Source organism: Streptomyces sp. NPDC028308 (assembly GCF_055565855.1).
This window is the reverse complement of the sequence record NZ_JBVHTO010000003.1, coordinates 317,308-337,120: the sequence shown is the minus strand read 5'-3', so window position 1 is coordinate 337,120 and position 19,813 is coordinate 317,308. Positions and strand designations below refer to the sequence as shown.

Below are 19,813 nucleotides of genomic sequence, written 5' to 3'. Positions count from 1 at the left end.
GGCCGGGATCGGTGACACGCACGGCGGTCTCCCTCGGCGGGTGCCGCCGGCTCGCACGGGAGCCGGTCTCGGCTCGCGGGGTGCCGCCGGCTCGCACAGGAGCCGGTCTCGGCTCGCGGGGTGCCGCCGGCTCGCACAGGAGCCGGCCTCGGCTCGCGGGGTGCCGCCGGCCCGCACAGGAGCCGGCCTCGGCTCGCGGGGTGCCGCCGGCCCGCACGGGAGCCGGCCTCGGCTCGCGGGGTGCCGCCGGCCCGCACGGGAGCCGGCCTCGGCTCGCGGGGTGCCGCTGGCCCGCACGGGAGCCGGCCTCGGCTCGCGGGGTGCCGCTGGCCCGCACGGGAGCCGGCCTCGGTTCGCGGGGTGCCGGTGGTCCACGGGTCCCGACCTGGGCGTGAGTGGTGGTGCCGGGTGCCCGCCGGGTCGCCTCAGCGACCGGCTCCCGCGTCCGTACGCTCCCGGGGCCCGGGGCGGCCCGGCGGCGCACGGTGGTGAACAGGGCCGCCTCGTGCGCGCCCGTGGCCGCCCTCGCGGGACCCATGTACGTAGCGGGGGCGTCCGACCCCGCTGGGGGCCGGGCGGGGTCCGGCAGGCCCGTGCCGGTCCGTGCGCGCCGCCCTCGGGCCTCCGACCGCCCTCCGAGGGCGGGACGGCAGGCGGGGGCCGTCGCCCCGAGGGCCGTGAATGCCTCCGGGCGCCCCTCGGAGCCGCCCGGCGTTTCCTTGACAGTTCACCGAGTCCGTGGAGTACTGCGGAATGCGATGGCCGGGCGGACACGTCGGGGGTGAGTCCACTGCCGGAGCTGCGCTACCTCAGTGTGTCCGAACTCTTCTCGTCCGCACGGGCGCTGGCCGATCACCGGCCGGGACTGTGCACGCTCAGAAAGGTCGGCACCTCCCGCGCGGGCCGGGCCATGCACCTGCTGTCCGTCGGCCACGCCTCCCGCGCCGTCCTGGTCGTCGCCGGGGCCCACGCCAACGAGCAGACCGGCGGTTCGACCCTGCTCGCCCTGGCCGAACGCTTGCTCTACGAAAGGGAGTTGAGGGCCGACACCTCCTGGCACTTCCTGCTCTGCGCGGACCCGGACGGCGCGAGCCTGCACGTGACGCCGGCGCCGCGCACGCTGTTCGACTACCACCTCGGCTTCTTCCGCCCGGCCGGTCCCGAGCAGCCCGAGTGGTCGCCGTCGGTGCTGCCGCCGGACCGGCTGCCGCCCGAGACACGGACCCTCCTCGGTGTCATCGACGAGGTGCGGCCCTACCTCCAGGTGACCCTGCACGGGACCGATCTCGGGGGCAGCTGGGTGCAGTTGACGAAGGACGTCCCCGGGCTGGCCGAACCGTTCGCCAAGTCCGCGGCCGAGTTGCACATCCCGGTGGAGACGGGCCCCTCGGACGCCGCCGGCTGGCCGGCCTCGGGCCCCGGGGTGCACGTGATGCCGGGACCGGACTCGCCCACTGCGTACCCGAGCATGCCGGACGACGCCCGGCACAGCACCTGGTACCACGCCCACCGGTACGGCGGCCTGACGGCGGTCGTGGAGGTGCCGATGTGGGCCGGCGACCTGGTCGACGATCCGGCGCCCCACCCCGCCCCCGCGGCGGCCCTGCGGCACCTGGCCCGGCGGCTGGTGCGGGACGCGCTCCAGGTGGAACGCGTTCTCGCGGACGCCCTGCCGAGGCTGCCGGGTCCCGAGGGGCCAATGCTGCGGGCCGCCCGGTGGGCCCTGGACCTCGTACCGGGTCTCGCGGGTGACTGGGCCGCGGCACCGCCGCCGGGAGCCACGGTGGCGTACGTGGGCAGCGTCGACGCGTTCGGGCGCCGGCTGCCGTTGCGGGCGGCGGCGATGCTGCTGCGGGTCCTGCGGGAGACCGACGACCGTGCGGCCCCTCATCTCGAACGGCTCGTCGCCGCCTGGAGCGAGGCCTTCACCGAGCACTTCCGCGCCCGCTGGGTCCCGCTGGAACACCAGGTCGAGCACCAGACCCGCACGGTCGTCGCGGCGGCCCGCCACGCCCGCGACCGGGCGGCGTGAACCCGGCCCGGCGGCACAGGCGGCACGAACGAGGGCGTACGGGGGTGGTGCCGCCTCGTGGGCGACGGGCGGCACCCCCGTCCGACCGCCGGCCCGTCAACTTCGTTGAGGCGTCCGGGCATCCGGGCATCGGGCGTCAATCCGTCAGGGCGAACACCGTCCTCGTCTCGGCGGCCATCACGCAGGAGTTCGAGAAGGTGCGGCTGTACTCGGTGGGCTGCCCGGCCCACTCGCCGCGCGCGGTCACGGTCACCGGCGCGTAGACCATGGGGCAGATCGCGTCGGCCCTCGGCCGGATGCGGGCGATGTCACCCCGCACCGCCCGGAGCTCGTCGCAGGCCTGCGCCGCCCGTACGTGTCCGCGCGGCGGATCGCACAGCAGGAGCGTGCCGCGGGTGGCCCCGGTGGCGGCCTCGCCCGTGGTCACGGTGAGGTAGAGCCAGTCCCCGGGGACCGCCGTCGCGCGGGCCGGTGCGGGACCCAGCGCGAGGAGCGCGATCGCCGCCAGCAGACCACCACGTACCGCTCGAGAGGTTTTCGTCATTCCCGGTGCATCGGCACGGCGGCCTGACTTCCCCAGCCGGGCTCACCCGAACGGGAGGGGCCGGGTTCGCTCCGCCGGGCCAGTCCGGACGCGGCGAGGACCACGCGCGCCTGGAACTCCACCTGCCGTGCGACCGGCACCCAGCGGGCTCCGTAGCCGTCGTGGTAGTCGGCGCACCACACGTCGATGAGCCGGTCCAGCTCCGGCAGCACACCGGCCGCGGCGGCGCCGGCGCCGGTCGCCAGCTGGTGCAGCAGTCCCGCCGTGCGCAGCGCGACCCGGCGCCCGGAGATGCCGAGAGCGGCCAGGCGGGCGGTGTCGAGGGGCGGCAGCGGACGTGACCCGCCGTCGTCGGTGTCGGGGTCCCAGGAGTCGGCGAGACCGGGGCCCACCAGTAAATAGTCGTCGACCGGCGCGAGGAGGTGGGCCGCGTCCGGGACGGCGGACAGCGCGGGCCGCAACCGCCGGAGCATCGCCTCCAGCAGCTCCGTGTCGCGGCGCAGGGACCGGCTCACCGCCCGGAGGACCGCGTCGGCGTCCCGGGGCGGCCGGGCGTCCTCCACGGCCGCCACCCCCCACATGGGCGCCTCGACCACGGCCGTCACCGTGCCGTACGCGTGCGGGTGGAACCACGTCGACTCCACCGCCGCCTCCGTGATGGCGGCGGCCAGGTCGCCCCGGCGCGGCGGCGGGATGCGGTACACGGCGGGGCCGAGCGTGGGCCAGTACAGGGTGTCGTACGGACCCAGCTCGCGCGGGATGCCCAGTCGCGCCGCGGTGTGCGCGACGCGCTGGGCGAGGCCCGGCAGCTCGCGGGTCAGCTCGACGAATCCGCCGCCGACGTCGACGCCGTGCAGGGACGCCTGGAAGAAGGGCCGCAGCTCGTCCTGGAGGTCGAGGAGGGTGCGGGTCTCGGGCAGGGCCGCGTCCGCCGCGCCGTCGGGCAGCCACTCGGGCTGCTCCAGGAAGCCCGGGCGAAAGAAGTTCCGGAAGTAGCGGCCCAGGGTGTACGGGCCCGGCAGCCAGCGTTCATTGCGGCGCGCGCCGTCGGGGTCGAGGCAGAGCAGCAGGTTCCAGGTGACGTCCGCGTCCTCGCACAGCCTCGGGTCGGCGAGGACGCGCTCCGCGAGCCTGAGGACGGTGGCGCCACCCACGGGCTCGTTGGCGTGCGGGCCGGCGACGATCAGGGTGTGGCGTACGCCGTGTCCCACGGACAGCAGCCACATCGGGGTGCCCGCCCGTGACGTCCCCGCGCGGCGCAGCCGGGCGTCCCGCGGGTGGCGGGCGACGAGGGCCGCCGCGCGGGCGCTCAGCTCGTCCACGGTCGGATAGCGGAGGAGTGGCGGCAGGGCGCACCTCCACTGGACGGTGCCGTCGTTTCACCCGATGTGCGGGGAAGAGGACAGTCAGCCACGGCTCATGGGGTACGTCAACACCCCGGAGGTGACGGGGAGTTGGGTGACCTCACTGCGTAAAACCCAGGCCAGAGCTTTGCGGGGCGGGGTCAGCTCTTGGGCACGGGGACGCAGGGGTGGGCCGCGCGCCGGGTGGTGCTCACTCCGACGCGAGCCGGAACGACATCCTCCCGAAGCCGACCTGATCGCCGTCGCGGACCACGGCGGCGCCGATGACCCGGCGTCCGTTCACCGTGGTGCCGTTGGTCGAACCGAGGTCGCGCAGCACCCACATCCCGCCCTGGCGGCTCAGTTCGGCGTGCACACGGGAGACCGTCTCGTGGTTGAGCCGCAGTCCGCTGGCGGGGTCCCGCCCTATGCGCAGCGGATAGCCGTTGCCCGCGTGGGGCAGCTGGAGCTTGGGAAGCCGCTCGGCCCGCCACGCCCTGCGCAGCCGGAGGGGGAAGCCGGACACCGCCTCGACGGTGCCGAACACCAGCCGCGACCAGCGGCTTTCGGTGGACAGGTCGGCGGTGAGCACGGCGAGGTCCTCGGAACGCCGGGCGGCGAGCGCCAGTTCCATGCGCCGGATGAACGTGTCGTGCGAGAGCCGCCCCAGCGCGACACCGTCACGGAGCACCTGCAACGCCCTGTCGCGCTCGGCGTCCGAAGGCCGCGCGGGGTACGTATGGAACTCGAAAGACGACGTCACGCTCGTGATTGTCGGACAGCGGGAGCGGGGTGTCCAGAAAACAGGGGAAAGGAACGCGGCGGCCGGCGGAAGGTCCGGAGCGGCAAAAGGGTCGATCCAAAAGCGAATTGATCTCGCGTGACGCACCATGGACGGACTACGTCACGCTGAGCAGACGAGGGAGAACCGTCCGTGCAGTTCGAGGTGTGGGCACCACAGGCCGACCGGGTCACGCTCCAGTGCGGCGACTCCACGCGCGCGTTGGCGCGCGATCCCGACCGCCCCGGCTGGTGGACGGGAGAGGCCGAAGCGCAGGACGGCACGCGGTACGGCTTCGCCGTGGACGACGGGCCCGTACGGCCCGATCCGCGCTCCCGGCGCCAGCCGGACGGCCCGGACGGGCTGAGCGCGGTCGTCGACCAGGGGCGCTACGTATGGCGCCGGGACTGGGCGGGACGCGGTCTGCCGGGTGCGGTGCTGTACGAGCTGCACGTGGGCACCTACACGCGCGAAGGCACCCTGGACGCGGCCGCCGACCGGCTCGGGCACCTGGCGGAACTGGGGATCACGCACGTCGAGCTGATGCCGCTGTGCCCCTTCCCCGGCCGGCACGGATGGGGGTACGAGGGCGTCTCACTGTGGGCCGTGCACGAGCCGTACGGCGGGCCAGAGGCACTGAAACGGTTCGTCGACCGCGCCCACGAGCTGGGCCTCGGCGTCGTCCTCGACGTCGTGCACAACCACCTGGGCCCCTCCGGGAACTACCTCCCGGCGTTCGGGCCGTACTTCACCGACACCCACCAGACGCCCTGGGGCTCCGCGGTGAACCTGGACGCGCCCGGCTCGGACGAGGTTCGCGCCTTCCTCGTCGACAGCGCGCTGGCCTGGCTGCGGGACTACCGTCTCGACGGGCTGCGCCTGGACGCGGTGCACGCCCTGGTGGACACGCGCGCGCTCCACTTCCTGGAGGAACTGTCGACGGCCGTGGACGACCTCGCCGCCGACCTCGGCCGCCCGCTGTTCCTCATCGCGGAGTCCGACCTGAACGACCCGCGGCTCATCCGCGCCCGCAAGGAGGGCGGCCTCGGACTGCACGCGCAGTGGAACGACGACTTCCACCACGCCCTGCACACCACCCTGACCGGCGAGGGCCAGGGCTACTACGCCGACTTCGCGCGGGCCCCGCTCGCGGCGCTCGCGAAGACGCTCACGTCCGGCTACTTCCACGACGGCACCTACTCCAGCTTCCGGGGGCGCCGTCATGGCCGCCCGCTGGACCGCACGCAGGTGTCGGCGCACCGGCTGCTGGGCTACTCCCAGACCCACGACCAGATCGGCAACCGCGCCCTGGGAGACCGGCTCTCCGCCGCCCTCTCCCCCGGCCTCCTCGCCTGCGGGGCCGCGCTGACGCTGACCGGGCCCCTCACCCCGATGCTGTTCATGGGCGAGGAGTGGGCGGCCGGCACCCCCTGGCAGTTCTTCACCGACCACACGGACCCCGAGCTCGCGGACGCCGTACGCCGGGGCAGGCGCCGCGAGTTCGCCGCCCACGGCTGGGCCGAGGAGGAGGTGCCCGACCCCCAGGACCCGGCGACCCGGGAACGCTCGTGCCTCGACTGGTCCGAACTGGAGCCGGGCCCCGACAACGCCGTCCACACGCGCGTGCTTGCCTGGTACCGGGAGCTGATCGCCCTGCGGCACCGCCAGGCCGACCTCACCGACCCCGACCTCGCGGCGGTCAAGGTGGCCTACGACGAACAGGCCCGCTGGCTCGCCCTCGGCCGCGGTGACGTACGGGTGGCCGTGAACCTCGGCAAGGATCCGGCGGTGATCCCCCTGGGTCTGCGCCGCGCCCGCGTACTGGCCGCCTGGGAGCCGGTCACGACCCCGGGCCCGGACGGCCTGCTGAACCTGCCGGGCGAGTCGTGCGTGGTGCTCACGCAGGCGTGAGGGCCGGCGGGGCCGGCGGAGGCGGTGGGAGCACCGGTGGGGGCGCCGGTGGAGACGGTGGGGCCGGTCGGACCGGTTCGACCGGCCCGACCGGCCAGCCCGGTTGGACCCGTCAGCACGTAAGGCTGGTGAGCCCGCCCTCCCCGCCCGCCGCCCCACCCGAGCCCGACACCGAGCCCCCCCCTACTCCGCCCCCTCCCCCAGATCCGTGACCCGCTCCAGCAGGATCGGCTCCCACGCCCGGTGCAGCCGCGTACGCGACAGCGACGGCGACTCGCCGGAGACCGCGTCGGCGGCGCCGCCCCGGAGCCGGGCGGCGAGGCGGATCACGGCGTCGCAGCGGGCCAGCCAGAGGCCGCGCAGGCACGGGCGCGCCCCGTACCCGGCGAGCGTCGCGGCTCGTACGGCGGCCGGGGCGCCGACGGCTACGGCGAGTCCGGCGATGTCCTCGGCGGGGTCGCCGGTCACGGCCCCGCTCCAGCCGAGGACGCCGCGCACGCGCCCGTCGGCGCTGACCACGAGGTGCTCGCCGCCGAGCGCGTGATGGACGAGGACCGCGGCGCCCGGCTGGGCGGCCAGTTGGACCGCGGCGGACCCGGTGAGCCGGCTGAGCGCGGCGGGGTCGAACTCGTCGACGGCCGCGAGCTGCCCGGCGGCCTCCTCTGCGGCGGTGCGGAGTGCCTCCATTGAGCGCGGCGTCTCCCGGGGGACGCCGAGTGTCTCGGCCTGCCGCACCGGGACGTCGCGCAGTCCGGTCAGCAGTCCCGCGAGGTCGGTCTCGCCGACCGCCGAGACGGTGTGCCCCTCGGCGCTCCCGCCGGGAAGCCTCGCGTCGAGCGTGCAGGTCAGACCGGGTGCCCACTCCCCCTGGGCGACGCTCACCGGAACCGGGACGGGAAGGTGCGGCCGTACGAGGTCGCGCAGGCGCAGTTCGCGGCGCTGCCGTGTGGACGCGTCACGGTCGGGGGCGAGCCGCAGCACATGCCGGGTGCCGACCCACCAGGTGTGTCCCTCCCCGCCCTCGGCGACGGGCCGGACGTCCGGTACGGCTCCGGCGGGCCCCCCGCGCGCCGCCGCACCACCCCCCGCTCCGCCGTCGGTGAGCAGGGAGCGGACCACAGAGCGGACGGTTTCCGTGGTCGGTGTCGATGCCTGGGTCATGGACGCGCCATTGCCGTTCGGGACGTGGACGTGGTGGGGCCTGCCGGGATCCGGTCAGCCGACGATCATCAGTTCGCGGTCGGTGGTGTTGAGACGGCGTCCGCCGTCCTCGGTCACCGTCACGATGTCCTCGATGCGTACCCCGAACCGGCCCGGCAGGTAGATGCCGGGCTCCACGGAGAAGCACATCCCGGGGACGAGGGGCTGTTCCTCGCCTTCGATCATGTAGGGCGGTTCGTGGGTGGTGACGCCGATGCCGTGGCCGGTGCGGTGGATGAAGCGGTCGCCGTATCCGGCGTCGGTGATGACCGCGCGGGCGGCCCGGTCGACGTCCTGGCAGGCGGCTCCCGGCCTGACCGCCCGTACGCCCTCCTCCTGGGCGGCGCGCACGATGTCGTGCACCTTGCGCTCCTCCTCGCCGGGCTCGCCGACGTGCACGGTGCGGGAGGTGTCCGAGCCGTAGCCGTGCTTGAGACCGCCGAAGTCGAGGACGACCATGTCGCCGTGTTCGATGACGCGGTCGCCTGCCTCGTGGTGCGGGTTGGCGCCGTTCGGGCCCGAGCCGACGACGGTGAAGTCGACCTGCGAGTGCCCGTGCTGCCGCAGCAGGTCGGCGAGATCCGCGGCGACGTCCGTCTCCCTGCGCCCGGCGAAGGGGACCTTGAGGATCTCCTCGTACGTGGCGTCCGCGGCCGCGCCTGCGGCGGCCAGCCGTTCGATCTCCGCGGCGTCCTTGACCCCGCGCAGCATCGGCAGGGCTTCGGTGAGGGAGGCGTAGCGGGTCTCCGGCAGGCGTTGCTGGAGGCCGAGCAGGTGCATGGCCCAGGCGTTGTCGCTGACGCCGAAACGGCCGGTGCGGTCGAGGAGGGCGACCGCCGCCTCGTACGGGTCGGTGCCGTCGGTCCAGTCGCGGAGCGTCAGGGCGGGGGCAGCCGCGGCGGCCGCCGCGTCCGGTGCCTCCAGGGTCGGCACGACCAGGACGGGGTCCTCTCCGGGCCTGAGGACGAGCAGGGTGAGCCGTTCGGTCTCGACGGGCCGGTACCCGGTGAGCCAGACCAGGTCGGGTCCGGGTGCGATCAGTACGCCGTCGAGTCCGGCGTCGGCGGCGGTGCTCGCCGCCCTGCGCATCCTCGCCGCGTAGTCGTCCGCGGTGAAGGGCGCGGGTGTGCCGGTCATCCTTTGTCTCCGTTCGTCCGGAGTTCCCCCAGGGGCCTACGGGCAGCATCCTGCCCCTCCGTCGCGGCGGGCGCGAGCCGATCGGGCGCGCGGGATCCGTGTCCGCGGTGCGCGGTCCCCCGGGTGGCGACACCCGAGGTCACCGTGCGCCCCCGCAGACCGCCACCCGCGGCACGCTCAAGGTGACTGCGGAACCGACGCGCGCACTTGCCGCCGCCCGCACGCCGCACCGACGCTCCCGCCACCCGCCACTCGCCCTTGGACGCGCCCCCCCCGGCCCCCGCCCTCACGTCACGACCCCCGGCCTCGCCGTGAGCCGCTGCTGACCCCCGCCCGCGCGCCGCACGGTCAGGGTGACGGCGGAGCCGGGGCGCGCGTCGGCCACCGCCCGCGCGAGGGCGTCGGCCGAGGCGACCCGGGTCGCCCCGAGCGCCGTGAGCACGTCGCCGCGCACGAGGCCCGCGGAGTATCCGGGACCGGGCACATGGACGCCGACGACGAGCGCGCCCGCGCCACCGGGTGCGTCGACGGCCTCGACACCGAGAGTGGCCCGCGCCGGCTTCTCGGCGGGAGGCGGACTCCCTCTGCCCGCGGGCGATTCCCCGGTCGACATGGACCCCACGGACGGGTCCCGCCCGGTGGACTTGCCCGGCCCGCCCGGGTGTTCATCCGAAGCCGAGGGACCTGCCGACGGACCTCCGGACGGTCCGGACGCTCCCGGCGCACCCGCACCGGCACCGGCCTGCTTCTGCAGCGCGGCCAGTTTGCTCATGCCGATCACCGTGGCGCCCACGGTGCCGAGGCCCACGCCCGACAGCACCAGGGCCGTCCCGACGAACAGGCCGAAGAACAGGGTCATGAGCCGCCTGCCACGGCGCCGGGCGGCGTGCGGGCGGTGGGGCGCACGGCCGCACGGCTTCCCCGCCCCCTCCGTCGGGGGGTCGTCACCCGGCTCCCGGCCCGGCATCGGCTTCGGACGCAACGCAGTCTGTTCCATGGCTCGCCTCCGGCAGATGCTCTACCCAAGGCCTCGGCGCGCGACGATTCACCAACGAGTGACGTTCGAGAAGTTTGTCCGCCATGGCCGCCGCGGCTCCCCGCAGCGACGCCCCGTGCACGAGTTCCGTGCGGTGCACGACGCGCGGGTCCAGGAGTGGCACGGCCACCGCGTCCGGGACGCCGGCTGTCGCGGTCCGGGGCAGCAGGGCCAGTCCGTGCCCGGCCGCGGCGAGGGCGACGAGGCAGCGGACGTCGGTGCCCTCGTAGCGCAGGGACGGGCGGAAGCCTTCCCCGCCGTGTGCCGCGCGGAGCTGGGACAGCGGCAGGGCCGCACCGGGGGCGTCCAGCCAGCGGGCGTCGACGAGATCGCCGAGGCGCAGCGCGTCCCGGGCGGCGAGCGGATGCGTCCGCGGCAGCAGTACGCAGACGGGTTCCTCCGCGACGCCGTGGGTCGTCAGCGGGGCGACGTCGGGCAGCCGGAGGGGGTCGCTCGGCGCGGCCAGACCGTCGACCAGACCCAGGTCGGCGCCGCCCGTCGCGACCGCCGTGGGGATCTCGTCCCGGCTCAGGACCCGCAGGGTCACGCCCGCCGGAGGCAGCGCCGCGAGCACCCGGGGGACGAATGCGGTGGGCGAGACCGCGAGCGTCAGGCCGGGTTCGGGAGCCCCCGCCATACGTACGACGTCGGCCCGGGCGGCGTCCAGGCGCAGCAGGAGCGGCTCCGCGTGTTCGAGGAGCCGCTCCCCCACGGCGGTCACGGCGACCGGGCGCCGGGTGAGCAGCGGAGCCCCGAGGTCCTGCTCCAGGGCGGCGATGTGCTGGGACACCGCGGACTGGGTGTAGCCCAACTCCCGCGCGGCCGCCGAGAAGGAGGCGAGTCGGGCCACGGCGACGTACGTACGCAGGAGATGCGGGTCCATGACCCCCAGCATCCCGTACGACATCAGTGACGCTTATCGAGGGTGCGCGGATCATCGTTGGACGTGAACCGGGCGTCCCGCCCAGGATGAACGGCATGACGAACCCCGCAGCCAGCCACCCGCACCCGCCCGCGTCGTCCACTCGGCAGGTCCCCTCCGCTCCGCTCGCCCCGCCCACTTCACCCGCTCCGACCGCCGGGTCGCCCTCGGCCGCTCCGACCGCTCCGACCGCCCGGATCGCGCTCGTGGGCGACCGCTCCCGGAACGTCGTCTCGCACACCCGCCTGCCGCTGCTCCTGGACGCCCTGGCCGACCGCGACCGGCTGGTCCTGGACGCCTACTGGATCTCGTCCGAGGACGCCGAACTGCCGGGAGCCGTCAGCGGTTTCGACGCGGTGTGGGTGGTGCCCGGCAGCCCCTACCGCAGTGAGGCGGGGGTCCTCGCCGCGGTCCGGACCGCCCGCGAGGAGGGCATTCCGTTCCTCGGCACGTGCGGCGGGTTCCAGCACGCTCTGCTGGAGTTCGCCCGCGACGTCTGTGGGCTCACCCGGGTCGCCCACGCCGAGAACGACCCCGGTGCCGACGACTTCCTCATCGAGCCGCTCGCCTGCTCGCTGGTGGGCCACGAGGCGGCCGTCACCGTGGAGGCGGGATCACTCGCGCACTCCCTGATCGGTTCGGGGAGGACGGTGGAGCGGTACTTCTGCGCGTACGGCCCCTCCCGCCACCTCGACACCCTGCGCGCGCACGGCCTGCGGTTCAGCGGGCACGACGAGGACGGGAACGTACGGGTGGCCGAACTTCCCGGCCATCCCTTCTTCCTGGCCACCCTCTTCCAGCCGGAACTCGCGGGCGACGGCTCGCAGCCGCACCCGATCGTCCGGGCACTGGCGCGAGCCGCCGTGACGCACGCGGCGACGGTCACCCGGGCCGGTCGGTCCGCCTGACCGGCCGAGCACACCCCGGCGCCCCCGGCGAGGCGCCCGGGAACCCCGACCCTCCCGTGGCTCAAACGGAGATCGGCACCGCGGGCGCCCCCCAGGTGAACGGCAGGGCGGGCACTTGGTCGGGGACGAAGCCGTGGGCGCGGCGGGCCAGGTCCGCGGCGCCGTAGCGGCGGCAGTCCTGGTGCCACTTCAGGATGCCCGCCAGCCAGTTCTCCAGGTCCGTCACGTAGCCGCGCATGATGTCGCGGGCTTCCTCGGAGAGCTTGAAGTCGTCGTACAGGATGGGCAGTTCGTGGGCGGCGACGTGCTGGAACTGCTCCATGCGCTGGGTCATCAGGTCGTGGACGACGCCGAGTGCGGTCGGGTAGTCGCAGCCGAAGAAGTTCTGCACGACGAGGATGCCGTTGTGCACCTCGCCCTCGTACTCGATCTCCTTCTGGTACGAGAAGACGTCGTTGAGCAGCATCGCGTAGTCCATCGCCGCGTTCTCCAGCGAGCGGACCGGGCCGCTGCGGTAGACCTCCGGGGGGACCTGCGGGCCGTGGCCGAGCCGGCACAGGTTCATGGTCAGCTCGGAGCCGAAGGTGGCGCGGCGCATCTCCAGGTAGTCGACCGGGTCCGGGATGCGGTTCTGGATCTGGTTGGCCAGCTCCCACAGCCAGCTCTCCGTCATCACGTCGACGGCGGACTTCAGGGTGCGCCGCGCCTCCGGGGTCATCCCGGCCGTCGTCCGCGTCCACAGGTCGACGAGTCCGCGCTCCATGCCGTTGGTGGGGACGAGGGGCTCCTCGCCGTCCACGGGCATGCAGGCGGAGAGGCGCGCGGTGCACACCCTGGCCGTCGCGAGGTCGCGGCGGTGGCCGAAGACGAGGGGGTAGTAGTCGTCGCCGTAGGTGCCCCAGGCGAGCCACTGGGAGGCCAGGTCGAGGCCCTCCTCGGTGGCGTCCGGATGGATGCCGGCGGCACACAACGGCAGGTCGTACGCGGCGAGTTTGTCCTCGTCCCAGACGCCCTCGCGCAGGATGCCCGTCGCGTGCGCCCAGTCGGCGATACGGCGGCGCGCCCCGTCGAGGTGGGGGCTGAGCCGCACCTGGAAGGGCATGTGGAAGTCGGGCAGTTGCGACGGGCCGACCTTCTGGTAGGGGACGTGGGTGAACGAGCGCAGCCGCTCCGCCCCGGCGCCGGACAGCAGGGCGCCGACGTCGGCGGCGGAGGTGCCGGGGCCGGAGGCGCCGTAGGGGTCGGTCGCGAGGGCGCCCTCGTTCATGTACCGGCTGGAGCGCAGGTGCCACTCGTGGCCGCCCGACTGCCAGTCCTGGAGTCCGCGTGTGTACGCGGCGACGGCGGCGACCTCGTCCGGGGCGAGCCCCTGTTCCACGGCGACCGCGGGCACCTCGGTGAGCGCCGTGTGCTCGAACTGGTGCAGCCGTGAGGTGAGCACGTCGTTGACGATCTCGGCGGCCTCCTGCGTCGTGCAGCCGAAGAAGGTCTCCAGGACGAGGACGCCGTTGCTGAGCTCGCCCTCCTCCTCGACCTCCCGCTGGTAGGAGAAGAGGTCGTTGCGCAGGTGCACACCGTCGGAGAACGTCTCCATGAGGACCCGCAGCGGCCGCGACCCGGCGACGCGGGCGGGTACTTCGGCGGTCGCGTACTCCACGAGGCCCGCCGACCAGGGGGCGCCGCCCACCTTGCGGCGCATCTCGATGTACTCGACGGGGTTGGCGACGCGGCCCTCGTTGATGTTCGACAGTTCCCAGAGCGACTCGTTCAGAAGATGCTCCGTGGAGACGGCGAACCGCCTGCGCCAGTCCAGGGACATCGACGGGACCGTGCGCGCCCACAGGTCGGCGAGGCCCGCCTCCACCGGGTTCTCCGGCTCCGGTACGGGGGTGGCGAGGTCGAGGGGCATGAACAGCGGCAGCCGGTCCAGGTACGCCTTGCCGCCCTCGCGGTCCTGACTGCGTTTGAAGGTCTCCAGGAAGTGGTCGTCGAAGAAGAAGACCCACACGTACCAGTCGGTGATGAGCGAGAGCGCGGGCCCGTCGCAGTCGGGGTGGGTGTAGGCGCACAACAGCCCGTAGTCGTGCGCGTCCAGGTCGGACTGCTCCCAGATGCCGGAGCCCTCCAGCATGCCCATGCCGCGCGCCCACTCGGTCGTGTGGGCGCGGGCCTCGTCGACGTGCGGATTGAGCCGCGCGGCGTACGGCATGTAGAAGTGCGGGAGTTCGAACGGCTGCGTCATGGCCGGGCCCTACCCACGCCCTCGCTGGGGCATCCCCGGGCCCGGACATGATCACACCATCGCGTGAATCGGAGCCGAACAGGCCCGCGCCGGGAACTCCGGAGGCTCCCCCGCCCGCCAGCCGCAACGCCGGGTCCCCGCATGCCCTGAGCGCTCGGCGTACGGCCGGACTCCGGGCAGGGGGCACGCGCCGCCGGTCCGCGTGCGCTCGCGTGCGCGCCCTTGTCCGGCAGCGGCGCGCGGGCCACCGTATGGCCATGACCTCCTTCGTGCTGCCCCATGAACTGCACGGCGACGGCGCCCACAAGGTGTTCGCGGTGCACGGCTGGTTCGCCGACCGGAGCGCGTACGCGCCGGTGCTCGCGGACCTCGACCGCACGGCGTTCCAGTACGCGCTGGTGGACCTGCGCGGCTACGGCGCGGCCCGGGACGCGGCGGGCGCGTACACGACCGCCGAGGCAGCCGCGGACCTGGTGGACCTCGCCGACCGCCTCGGCTGGGAGCGGTTCTCCGTCGTCGGGCACTCGATGGGCGGCAGCGTCGCGCAGCGGCTGCTGGCCCTGGCGCCGTGGCGGCTGCGCCGGATCGTCGGGGTCTCGCCGGTGCCTGCCTCGGGGCTGCCGCTGCCCGGGGAGCAGTGGGACCTGTTCGCGGACGCGGCGCACAGCGCGGACAACCGGCGCGCCATCATCGACTTCACGACCGGGAGCCGGCGCCCCGCGGCCTGGCTCGACCGGATGGTGGCACGTTCGTTCGCGGTGAGCGACGCGAAAGCGTTCCGTGCGTGGCTGGACTCGTGGGCCGGGGAGGACTTCCACGCCGAGGTCCAGGGCGCGACGGTGCCGGCGCTGGCCGTGACGGGCGCGCTGGACCCCGCCCTGTCGGCGGCGCTGATGGCGCAGACCTGGATGGGCTGGTATCCGCACGGCTCGCACCACGAACTGGCCTCGGCAGGGCACTACGCGATGGACGAGTCACCGCTCGACCTGCTCGCCGTGGCCGAGGGGTTCCTGCGCGAGGACGGCGCGGGCACGGGCGGCGACACGGGCACGGCCCGGGTGGAGGGGAGCGGGACCGGGGTCGTGTCCGGCGCCGCGACCCGGCCGCCGGAAGGAGGCGTGCCCCGTCCCGCCAGCGAGGGCGGGCACCGTCTCGCGGCCGAGGGCGAGTCCGTGTGAGCGTGCGGGAGGCGCCGCAGGTCCCCGACGTCTTCGATCCGCGGCGGTACGGCGTCGGGGTCCCCCACGCCGCCTACCGCGTCCTGCGCGATCACCACCCGGTCGCCCGGCAGGCCGAGCCCGAGGTGCTGGGGTGGCCCGCCGGGCCGGGGTTCTGGGCGGTGACCCGGCACGCGGACGTCGTCCGGGTGCTGAAGGACGCTGCGGTCTTCTCCTCGTGTCTCGGGGCGACCCAGATCCGCGACCCGGACCCGGCCGACCTGCCGTTCATCCGCCGCATGATGCTCAACCAGGACCCGCCGGAGCACGGCAGGCTCCGGCGACTGGTCAGCCGTGCGTTCACGCCGCGCCGCACGGACCGCTTCGAGGCGTCGGCACGCGAGCGGGCGCGCACACTGCTCGCGGGCGCGCTCGAGACGGCCCGCGCGGGTGACGGCACCTGCGACGTGGTCGCCGCGGTCACCGACGACTACGCCCTGCTGAACCTCGCGGACCTGCTCGGCGTACCCGCGGGCGACCGGGGGCTGTTGCTGCACTGGACGCGGCGGGTCATCGGTTACCAGGACCCGGAGGAGGCGGGCGAACAGCTGCTCGACGCACGGGGCAGACCGGTGAACCCGCGTTCCCCCGGCGCGCTGCGGGACATGTTCGCGTACGCCCGGGACCTGGCCGCCCACAAGCGGCGCAATCCGGCCGACGACGTCATGTCCACCCTCGCCGCCGACCCCGAACTCACCGTCCCCGAGCTGGAGATGTTCTTCTTCCTGCTCACGGTCGCGGGCAACGACACCGTGCGCAGCGCCGCGCCCGGGGGCCTCGGAGCGCTCGCGGAACACCCCCGGGTGTACGAGGGCCTGCGCGCCGGTCGACACGAACTCCGGCTCACCATGGAGGAGTTGCTGCGCATGCATCCTCCGGTCCTCAGTTTCCGGCGTACCGCGGTCTCCGACGTGACGCTGGCCGGGCAGCGTGTCCTCGCGGGCGACAAGGTGGTCGTCTTCCACGCCTCCGCCAATCACGACGAGCGGGTCTTCACCGAACCGCACCGCCTGGACCCGGGCCGGGACCCGAACCCGCACGTCTCGTTCGGGGACGGTCCACACGTCTGTCTCGGCGCCCACTTCGCACGGCTTCAGCTGCGCGTGCTGTACGAGGAGACGCTGCGGGCGGTGCCCGAGCTCCGGGTCGCCGGGCCGCCCGTCCGGCTCGTGTCCAACTTCATCAACGGGGTCAAGTCCCTGCCGTTGCGGTTGATGTGAGCACCCGCGCCCGACCCCGGAACCGGCTGGGCCGACGGGGTCCGGTCAGGGCCTGGCCTGGATCAACGCGTGCGTGCCGCTCGTCCGCCAGCGCTGCCCCTCGGCGGCGACGAGATCGGACTCGGCCGACGCGTCGAGGCCGACGACGACGTCGGACTTCAGGGTGCGCAGGGCGGCGACCGGGCCGGGGAAGTACGCCGTGGCCGCGGCGAAGGAGGTGGTGGGCGGCCACAGCCGGTCACCCACCAGGCGGCGGTAGTTGAGGTCGCCCTTGAGGATGGTCAGGTCGGCCCGCGCGAACTCGTCGGCGAGGTCGTCGGGCATGTCGGCGTACGGCAGCGGGGCGCAGGAGAAGGGGTGGGCGCGGATCACGAGGCGCCCGTCGGTCAGCGCGGACCACAGGCGCCGTCCCGACTCGGCGGCGGCCCCACGTGCCCCGGTCAGCCGGCGCAGGGCGTCGAGCAGGTCGGCGGTCGTGGCGTCGGAGACGTAGTACGGGTACGGCTTCAGGTGCAGCACGGCCCGGTCCGCGCGGCCGTGGCGCAGCAGGTGGTCGACGAGGAGCAGGTCGGGGATCAGCTCCCGGCCCGCGTTGTCCGCGACGACGCACACGGTGCCCCCGGCCGGCAGCGACCGGAGCAACGCGCTGTCGTCGGCGACGAGTTGGCTGTCGCCGGACGGGTCACCCGCGTCGGAGAGACGGAAGCCCAGGTCTGCGCGGTTGCCCCAGAGCGAGCCGTGCAGGAGGGACTGCGCCTGGTCCTCGGCCGACAGGGAGGACAGCTCGTCGAGCGCGGCGAGTTCGGCGTCGGCCTCGGGGGTGTCGAGTTCGGCGAGCTTGAAGGGGCGGAAGGGGTCGACGCCTTGCCACGCTCCGGGACCGAAGTAGCCCACGGCGTCGAGGAGTCGGCGGTAGAAGTAGCTCTCCGCCCAGAGGAAGGGGACGTCGAACCAGGAGCGGCCGGCGTGGGCTCGCAAGCCCCAGTCGTCCCACTGGGCCCGGTCCGCGGCGCCCGGCGCGAGCGGTTCCACGACGCCCTCGGTGGCGCTCCGGAGCAGTGCGTCGAGTGCCCGCCGCTCCTCCGGCCCGTGGGGGAAGGCCTCCCGCACCTTGCGGATGAGGGCGGGGTGCCGCTCGGCCAGCACGCTGTGCGGGAAGGAGCGCGGGTCGCTGCTGACGATCACGGGGGCGTCGGACATGGTGGTGCGTTCCTCCGGGCCGGGGCGGGGGCGGGGCCTCGGGAGGCACAGTAGCGTTCCGGGCCGGGCGCCCCGGGGCGCCCGGCCGGGCATCCGCATCGGATCCGGGGTGCGGTTCCGGGACCGGGGCAGGGCCGGCCGGCCGGCGCCCGTTCGCGCCGGCCGGCCTCCCGTCCGTGAGGGCAGCGGTCAGAAGGTCAGCTTCCAGCTGTTGAGCGTGCCGGTGTCCTGCGCGGCGACGTCCTGCACGCGCAGCTTCCACGTGCCGTTGGCGCCCTCGCTCGACGCGTCGACGGTGTACGTGGTGTTCACGTTGTCGGCGGAGTCCGAGCCGCTGGAGGACTTCAGGCGGTACGCCGAGCCGTCCGGGGCGATCAGGTCGACGACGAGGTCGCCGCGGTAGGTGTGGGTGATGTCGACCCCGACCTTGAGAGTGGACGGCGCGTTGCCGCTGCGGCCGCTGACGGTGATCGGCGACTCGACGGCGGAGCCCGCGTCCGGGACGGCGAGGGGCGAGGTGCTGGTGAAGGTGGTGCCGGTCGAACCGCCGGTGCCGCTCACCGCCTGCACGGTCCTGGTCGCGTCGGCGAGACCGGCGCCGCAGCCGCCCGAGCAGGTGCCGGGCAGGGCACGGGCGTTGGCCTTGAGCGCGGACTCGATCTGGGCCGGCGTGAGCGAGGGGTTCGCCGACTTCATGAGCGCGACCAGGCCCGCGATGTGGGGCGTGGCCATGCTGGTGCCCTGGTAGTAGGCGTACGACTCGGTGCCGGGTGTCTTCGTGCCGGAGTTCAGCGTGGACAGGATGCCGCCCGCGGTCCCGGTGCTGGTCTGGCCGCCGGGCGCCGAGATGTCCACGAGCGTGCCGTAGTTGGAGTACGAGGCGCGGGAGCCGGTCCGGTTGGTCGCGGCGACGTTGACGACGTTGCCGCAACTCGACGGGGAGAAGCCGGAGGTGTTGGAGTTCTCGTTGCCGGCGGCCACGACCACGGTCGTCCCGCGGTTCACGGCGGCGGTGATGGCGCTCTGGGTGGCGGAGGTGCAGGCGCCCGCGCCGCCGAGGCTCATGTTGACGACCTTGGCGACGTTGGTGTTGGCGGGGACGCCGGCGACGGTGCCGCCGGACGCCCAGGTGATGGCGTCGATGATGTCGGAGTCGTAGCCGCCGCACTTGCCGAGGACCCGCAGCGGCGAGATCTTCGCCCCGTACGCGATGCCGGCGACGCCCTTGCCGTTGCCCGTGACCGCCGCGATGGTGCCGGCCACGTGGGTGCCGTGCCAGGAGGAGTTGCCGGCCCCCGTGCCCGCTCCGCACGCGTCGGTGGCGTACCAGTCGCCCGGGTCGGCCGGGTCGGCGTCGCGTCCGTCGCCGTCGACCGAGACCGCGGGGTCGGAGATGAAGTCGTACCCGGCGACGATGTTGGCGGCGAGGTCGGAGTGCGTGACGTAGCCGGTGTCGATGACGGCGACGGTCACGCCGCTGCCGGTCGAGGTGGACCAGGCACCGGGGACGTTCATGCCCGCGGTGGCCTCGAAGAGGTCCCACTGCTTGCCGTACTCGGTGTCGTTCGGGTCGGCCTGCGGGGTGTTGAGCCGGTCCGGGACGACGTAGGCGACCTGCGGGTCGGCGCGGTATTCGGCCATGACGTCGGCGACGTCGGCGCGGCCGAGCCGTTCGCCGAGGTCGACGAGGGCGGCGCCGGTGCCGAGGCGGCGGCGGAAGTCGAGGTCCTCCCCGGCCTCCTTGCCCTTCGCCTCGGCGTCGGCGGAGGCGGCCTTGTCGGATCTCGCCTCGGCGGCGCCGGACTTGTAGCCGACGATCAGGCGCTCGGCGGGGGTGGCCGCGGCGTCTTTGGCGGGGGTGGCGGTCTCCGCCCGGGCGGCGGGGGTCTGGGCGACGGCGGCCGAGGTGGCCGTCGCGGCCAGCAGTGCGGCGGACACCGCGGCGACGGATATCAGCTTCCGTCCGGCGGTGCGGGAGGGGGACGTACGCAAGGGCTTGCCTTTCGTGGCCGGCTCCGGGCAGCGCGGAGCAGCGGTCGATTCGCTTCGTCCTCGAAGCGGCGGGGGGTGAATCGAGACGTGCGCGGCGGCCGGCCGTACGCGAGCGGGCCCACGTGGGG

General features: G+C 74.4%; 14 protein-coding genes and 1 pseudogene. 5 read left to right on the top strand and 10 right to left on the bottom strand.

What is annotated here, in order from left to right:
• Positions 1-781 precede the first annotated feature (781 nt).
• Positions 782-2,032: a M14 family zinc carboxypeptidase gene (locus ACZ4VA_RS09090; protein ID WP_356175709.1), complete on the top strand. Its 1,251-nt coding sequence runs from the start codon at positions 782-784 to the stop codon at positions 2,030-2,032.
• Between the two features lie 136 nt (positions 2,033-2,168).
• On the opposite strand, the gene ACZ4VA_RS09085 is transcribed toward ACZ4VA_RS09090, so the two are convergent.
• The 3 genes from ACZ4VA_RS09085 to ACZ4VA_RS09075 form a co-directional block, all read right to left on the bottom strand.
• Entirely contained in the window at positions 2,169-2,576 is a 408-nt protein-coding gene (locus tag ACZ4VA_RS09085) for an SSI family serine proteinase inhibitor (protein ID WP_389390323.1), read from the bottom strand.
• Positions 2,573-3,898: a M14 family zinc carboxypeptidase gene (locus ACZ4VA_RS09080; protein ID WP_468080556.1), complete on the bottom strand. Its 1,326-nt coding sequence runs from the start codon at positions 3,896-3,898 to the stop codon at positions 2,573-2,575. Before ACZ4VA_RS09080 ends, ACZ4VA_RS09085 begins: the two co-directional genes overlap by 4 nt.
• 232 nt (positions 3,899-4,130) lie before the next feature.
• On the bottom strand, positions 4,131-4,682 hold the full coding sequence (locus ACZ4VA_RS09075) for a DUF1707 and FHA domain-containing protein (RefSeq protein ID WP_355791809.1): 552 nt from the start codon (positions 4,680-4,682) through the stop codon (positions 4,131-4,133).
• Between the two features lie 171 nt (positions 4,683-4,853).
• On the opposite strand from ACZ4VA_RS09075, the gene treZ reads away from it, so the two are divergent.
• Positions 4,854-6,611 (top strand): malto-oligosyltrehalose trehalohydrolase, encoded by a 1,758-nt coding sequence (gene treZ, locus ACZ4VA_RS09070; RefSeq protein WP_468080554.1) that lies wholly within the window; start codon positions 4,854-4,856, stop codon positions 6,609-6,611.
• A gap of 183 nt (positions 6,612-6,794) precedes the next feature.
• Here the strand turns inward: treZ and ACZ4VA_RS09065 are convergent, their stop codons facing one another.
• From ACZ4VA_RS09065 to ACZ4VA_RS09050, 4 genes are all read right to left on the bottom strand, one after another.
• A complete protein-coding gene (locus ACZ4VA_RS09065) occupies positions 6,795-7,772 on the bottom strand; it encodes an aminoglycoside phosphotransferase family protein (protein WP_468080552.1) in 978 nt (325 codons plus the stop codon).
• A 54-nt stretch (positions 7,773-7,826) separates the two neighbouring features.
• The gene (locus tag ACZ4VA_RS09060; protein ID WP_356175696.1) at positions 7,827-8,948 is read right to left on the bottom strand and encodes an aminopeptidase P family protein; all 1,122 of its coding nucleotides are present in this window, start codon (positions 8,946-8,948) and stop codon (positions 7,827-7,829) included.
• 286 nt (positions 8,949-9,234) lie between these two features.
• Entirely contained in the window at positions 9,235-9,945 is a 711-nt protein-coding gene (locus ACZ4VA_RS09055) for a PDZ domain-containing protein (RefSeq protein ID WP_389390318.1), read from the bottom strand.
• On the bottom strand, positions 9,893-10,867 hold the full coding sequence (locus tag ACZ4VA_RS09050) for a LysR family transcriptional regulator (protein ID WP_468080549.1): 975 nt from the start codon (positions 10,865-10,867) through the stop codon (positions 9,893-9,895). Before ACZ4VA_RS09050 ends, ACZ4VA_RS09055 begins: the two co-directional genes overlap by 53 nt.
• Before the next feature lie 95 nt (positions 10,868-10,962).
• On the opposite strand from ACZ4VA_RS09050, the gene ACZ4VA_RS09045 reads away from it, so the two are divergent.
• Complete coding sequence (locus tag ACZ4VA_RS09045; RefSeq protein WP_356175690.1) at positions 10,963-11,814, top strand: CTP synthase C-terminal region-related (seleno)protein; 852 nt, start codon at positions 10,963-10,965, stop codon at positions 11,812-11,814.
• Between the two features lie 61 nt (positions 11,815-11,875).
• Here the strand turns inward: ACZ4VA_RS09045 and cyc2 are convergent, their stop codons facing one another.
• Positions 11,876-14,056, bottom strand: coding sequence for a germacradienol/geosmin synthase Cyc2 (gene cyc2 / locus ACZ4VA_RS09040; protein WP_356175687.1), 2,181 nt, complete (start codon positions 14,054-14,056; stop codon positions 11,876-11,878).
• Positions 14,057-14,313: 257 nt separating this feature from the next.
• Between cyc2 and ACZ4VA_RS09035 the strand changes: the two are divergent.
• Positions 14,314-15,084: pseudogene (locus ACZ4VA_RS09035) on the top strand (alpha/beta fold hydrolase); the annotation flags it as partial.
• Between the two features lie 146 nt (positions 15,085-15,230).
• Complete coding sequence (locus ACZ4VA_RS09030) at positions 15,231-16,493, top strand: cytochrome P450 (protein WP_468080546.1); 1,263 nt, start codon at positions 15,231-15,233, stop codon at positions 16,491-16,493.
• A 45-nt stretch (positions 16,494-16,538) separates the two neighbouring features.
• Here ACZ4VA_RS09030 and ACZ4VA_RS09025 read toward each other — a convergent pair whose 3' ends face one another.
• Together ACZ4VA_RS09025 and ACZ4VA_RS09020 are read right to left on the bottom strand one after the other, a co-directional pair.
• A complete protein-coding gene (locus ACZ4VA_RS09025) occupies positions 16,539-17,693 on the bottom strand; it encodes a damage-control phosphatase ARMT1 family protein (RefSeq protein ID WP_468080544.1) in 1,155 nt (384 codons plus the stop codon).
• A 189-nt stretch (positions 17,694-17,882) separates the two neighbouring features.
• The gene (locus ACZ4VA_RS09020) at positions 17,883-19,685 is read right to left on the bottom strand and encodes a S8 family serine peptidase (protein WP_468080542.1); all 1,803 of its coding nucleotides are present in this window, start codon (positions 19,683-19,685) and stop codon (positions 17,883-17,885) included.
• Positions 19,686-19,813: the final 128 nt, after the last annotated feature.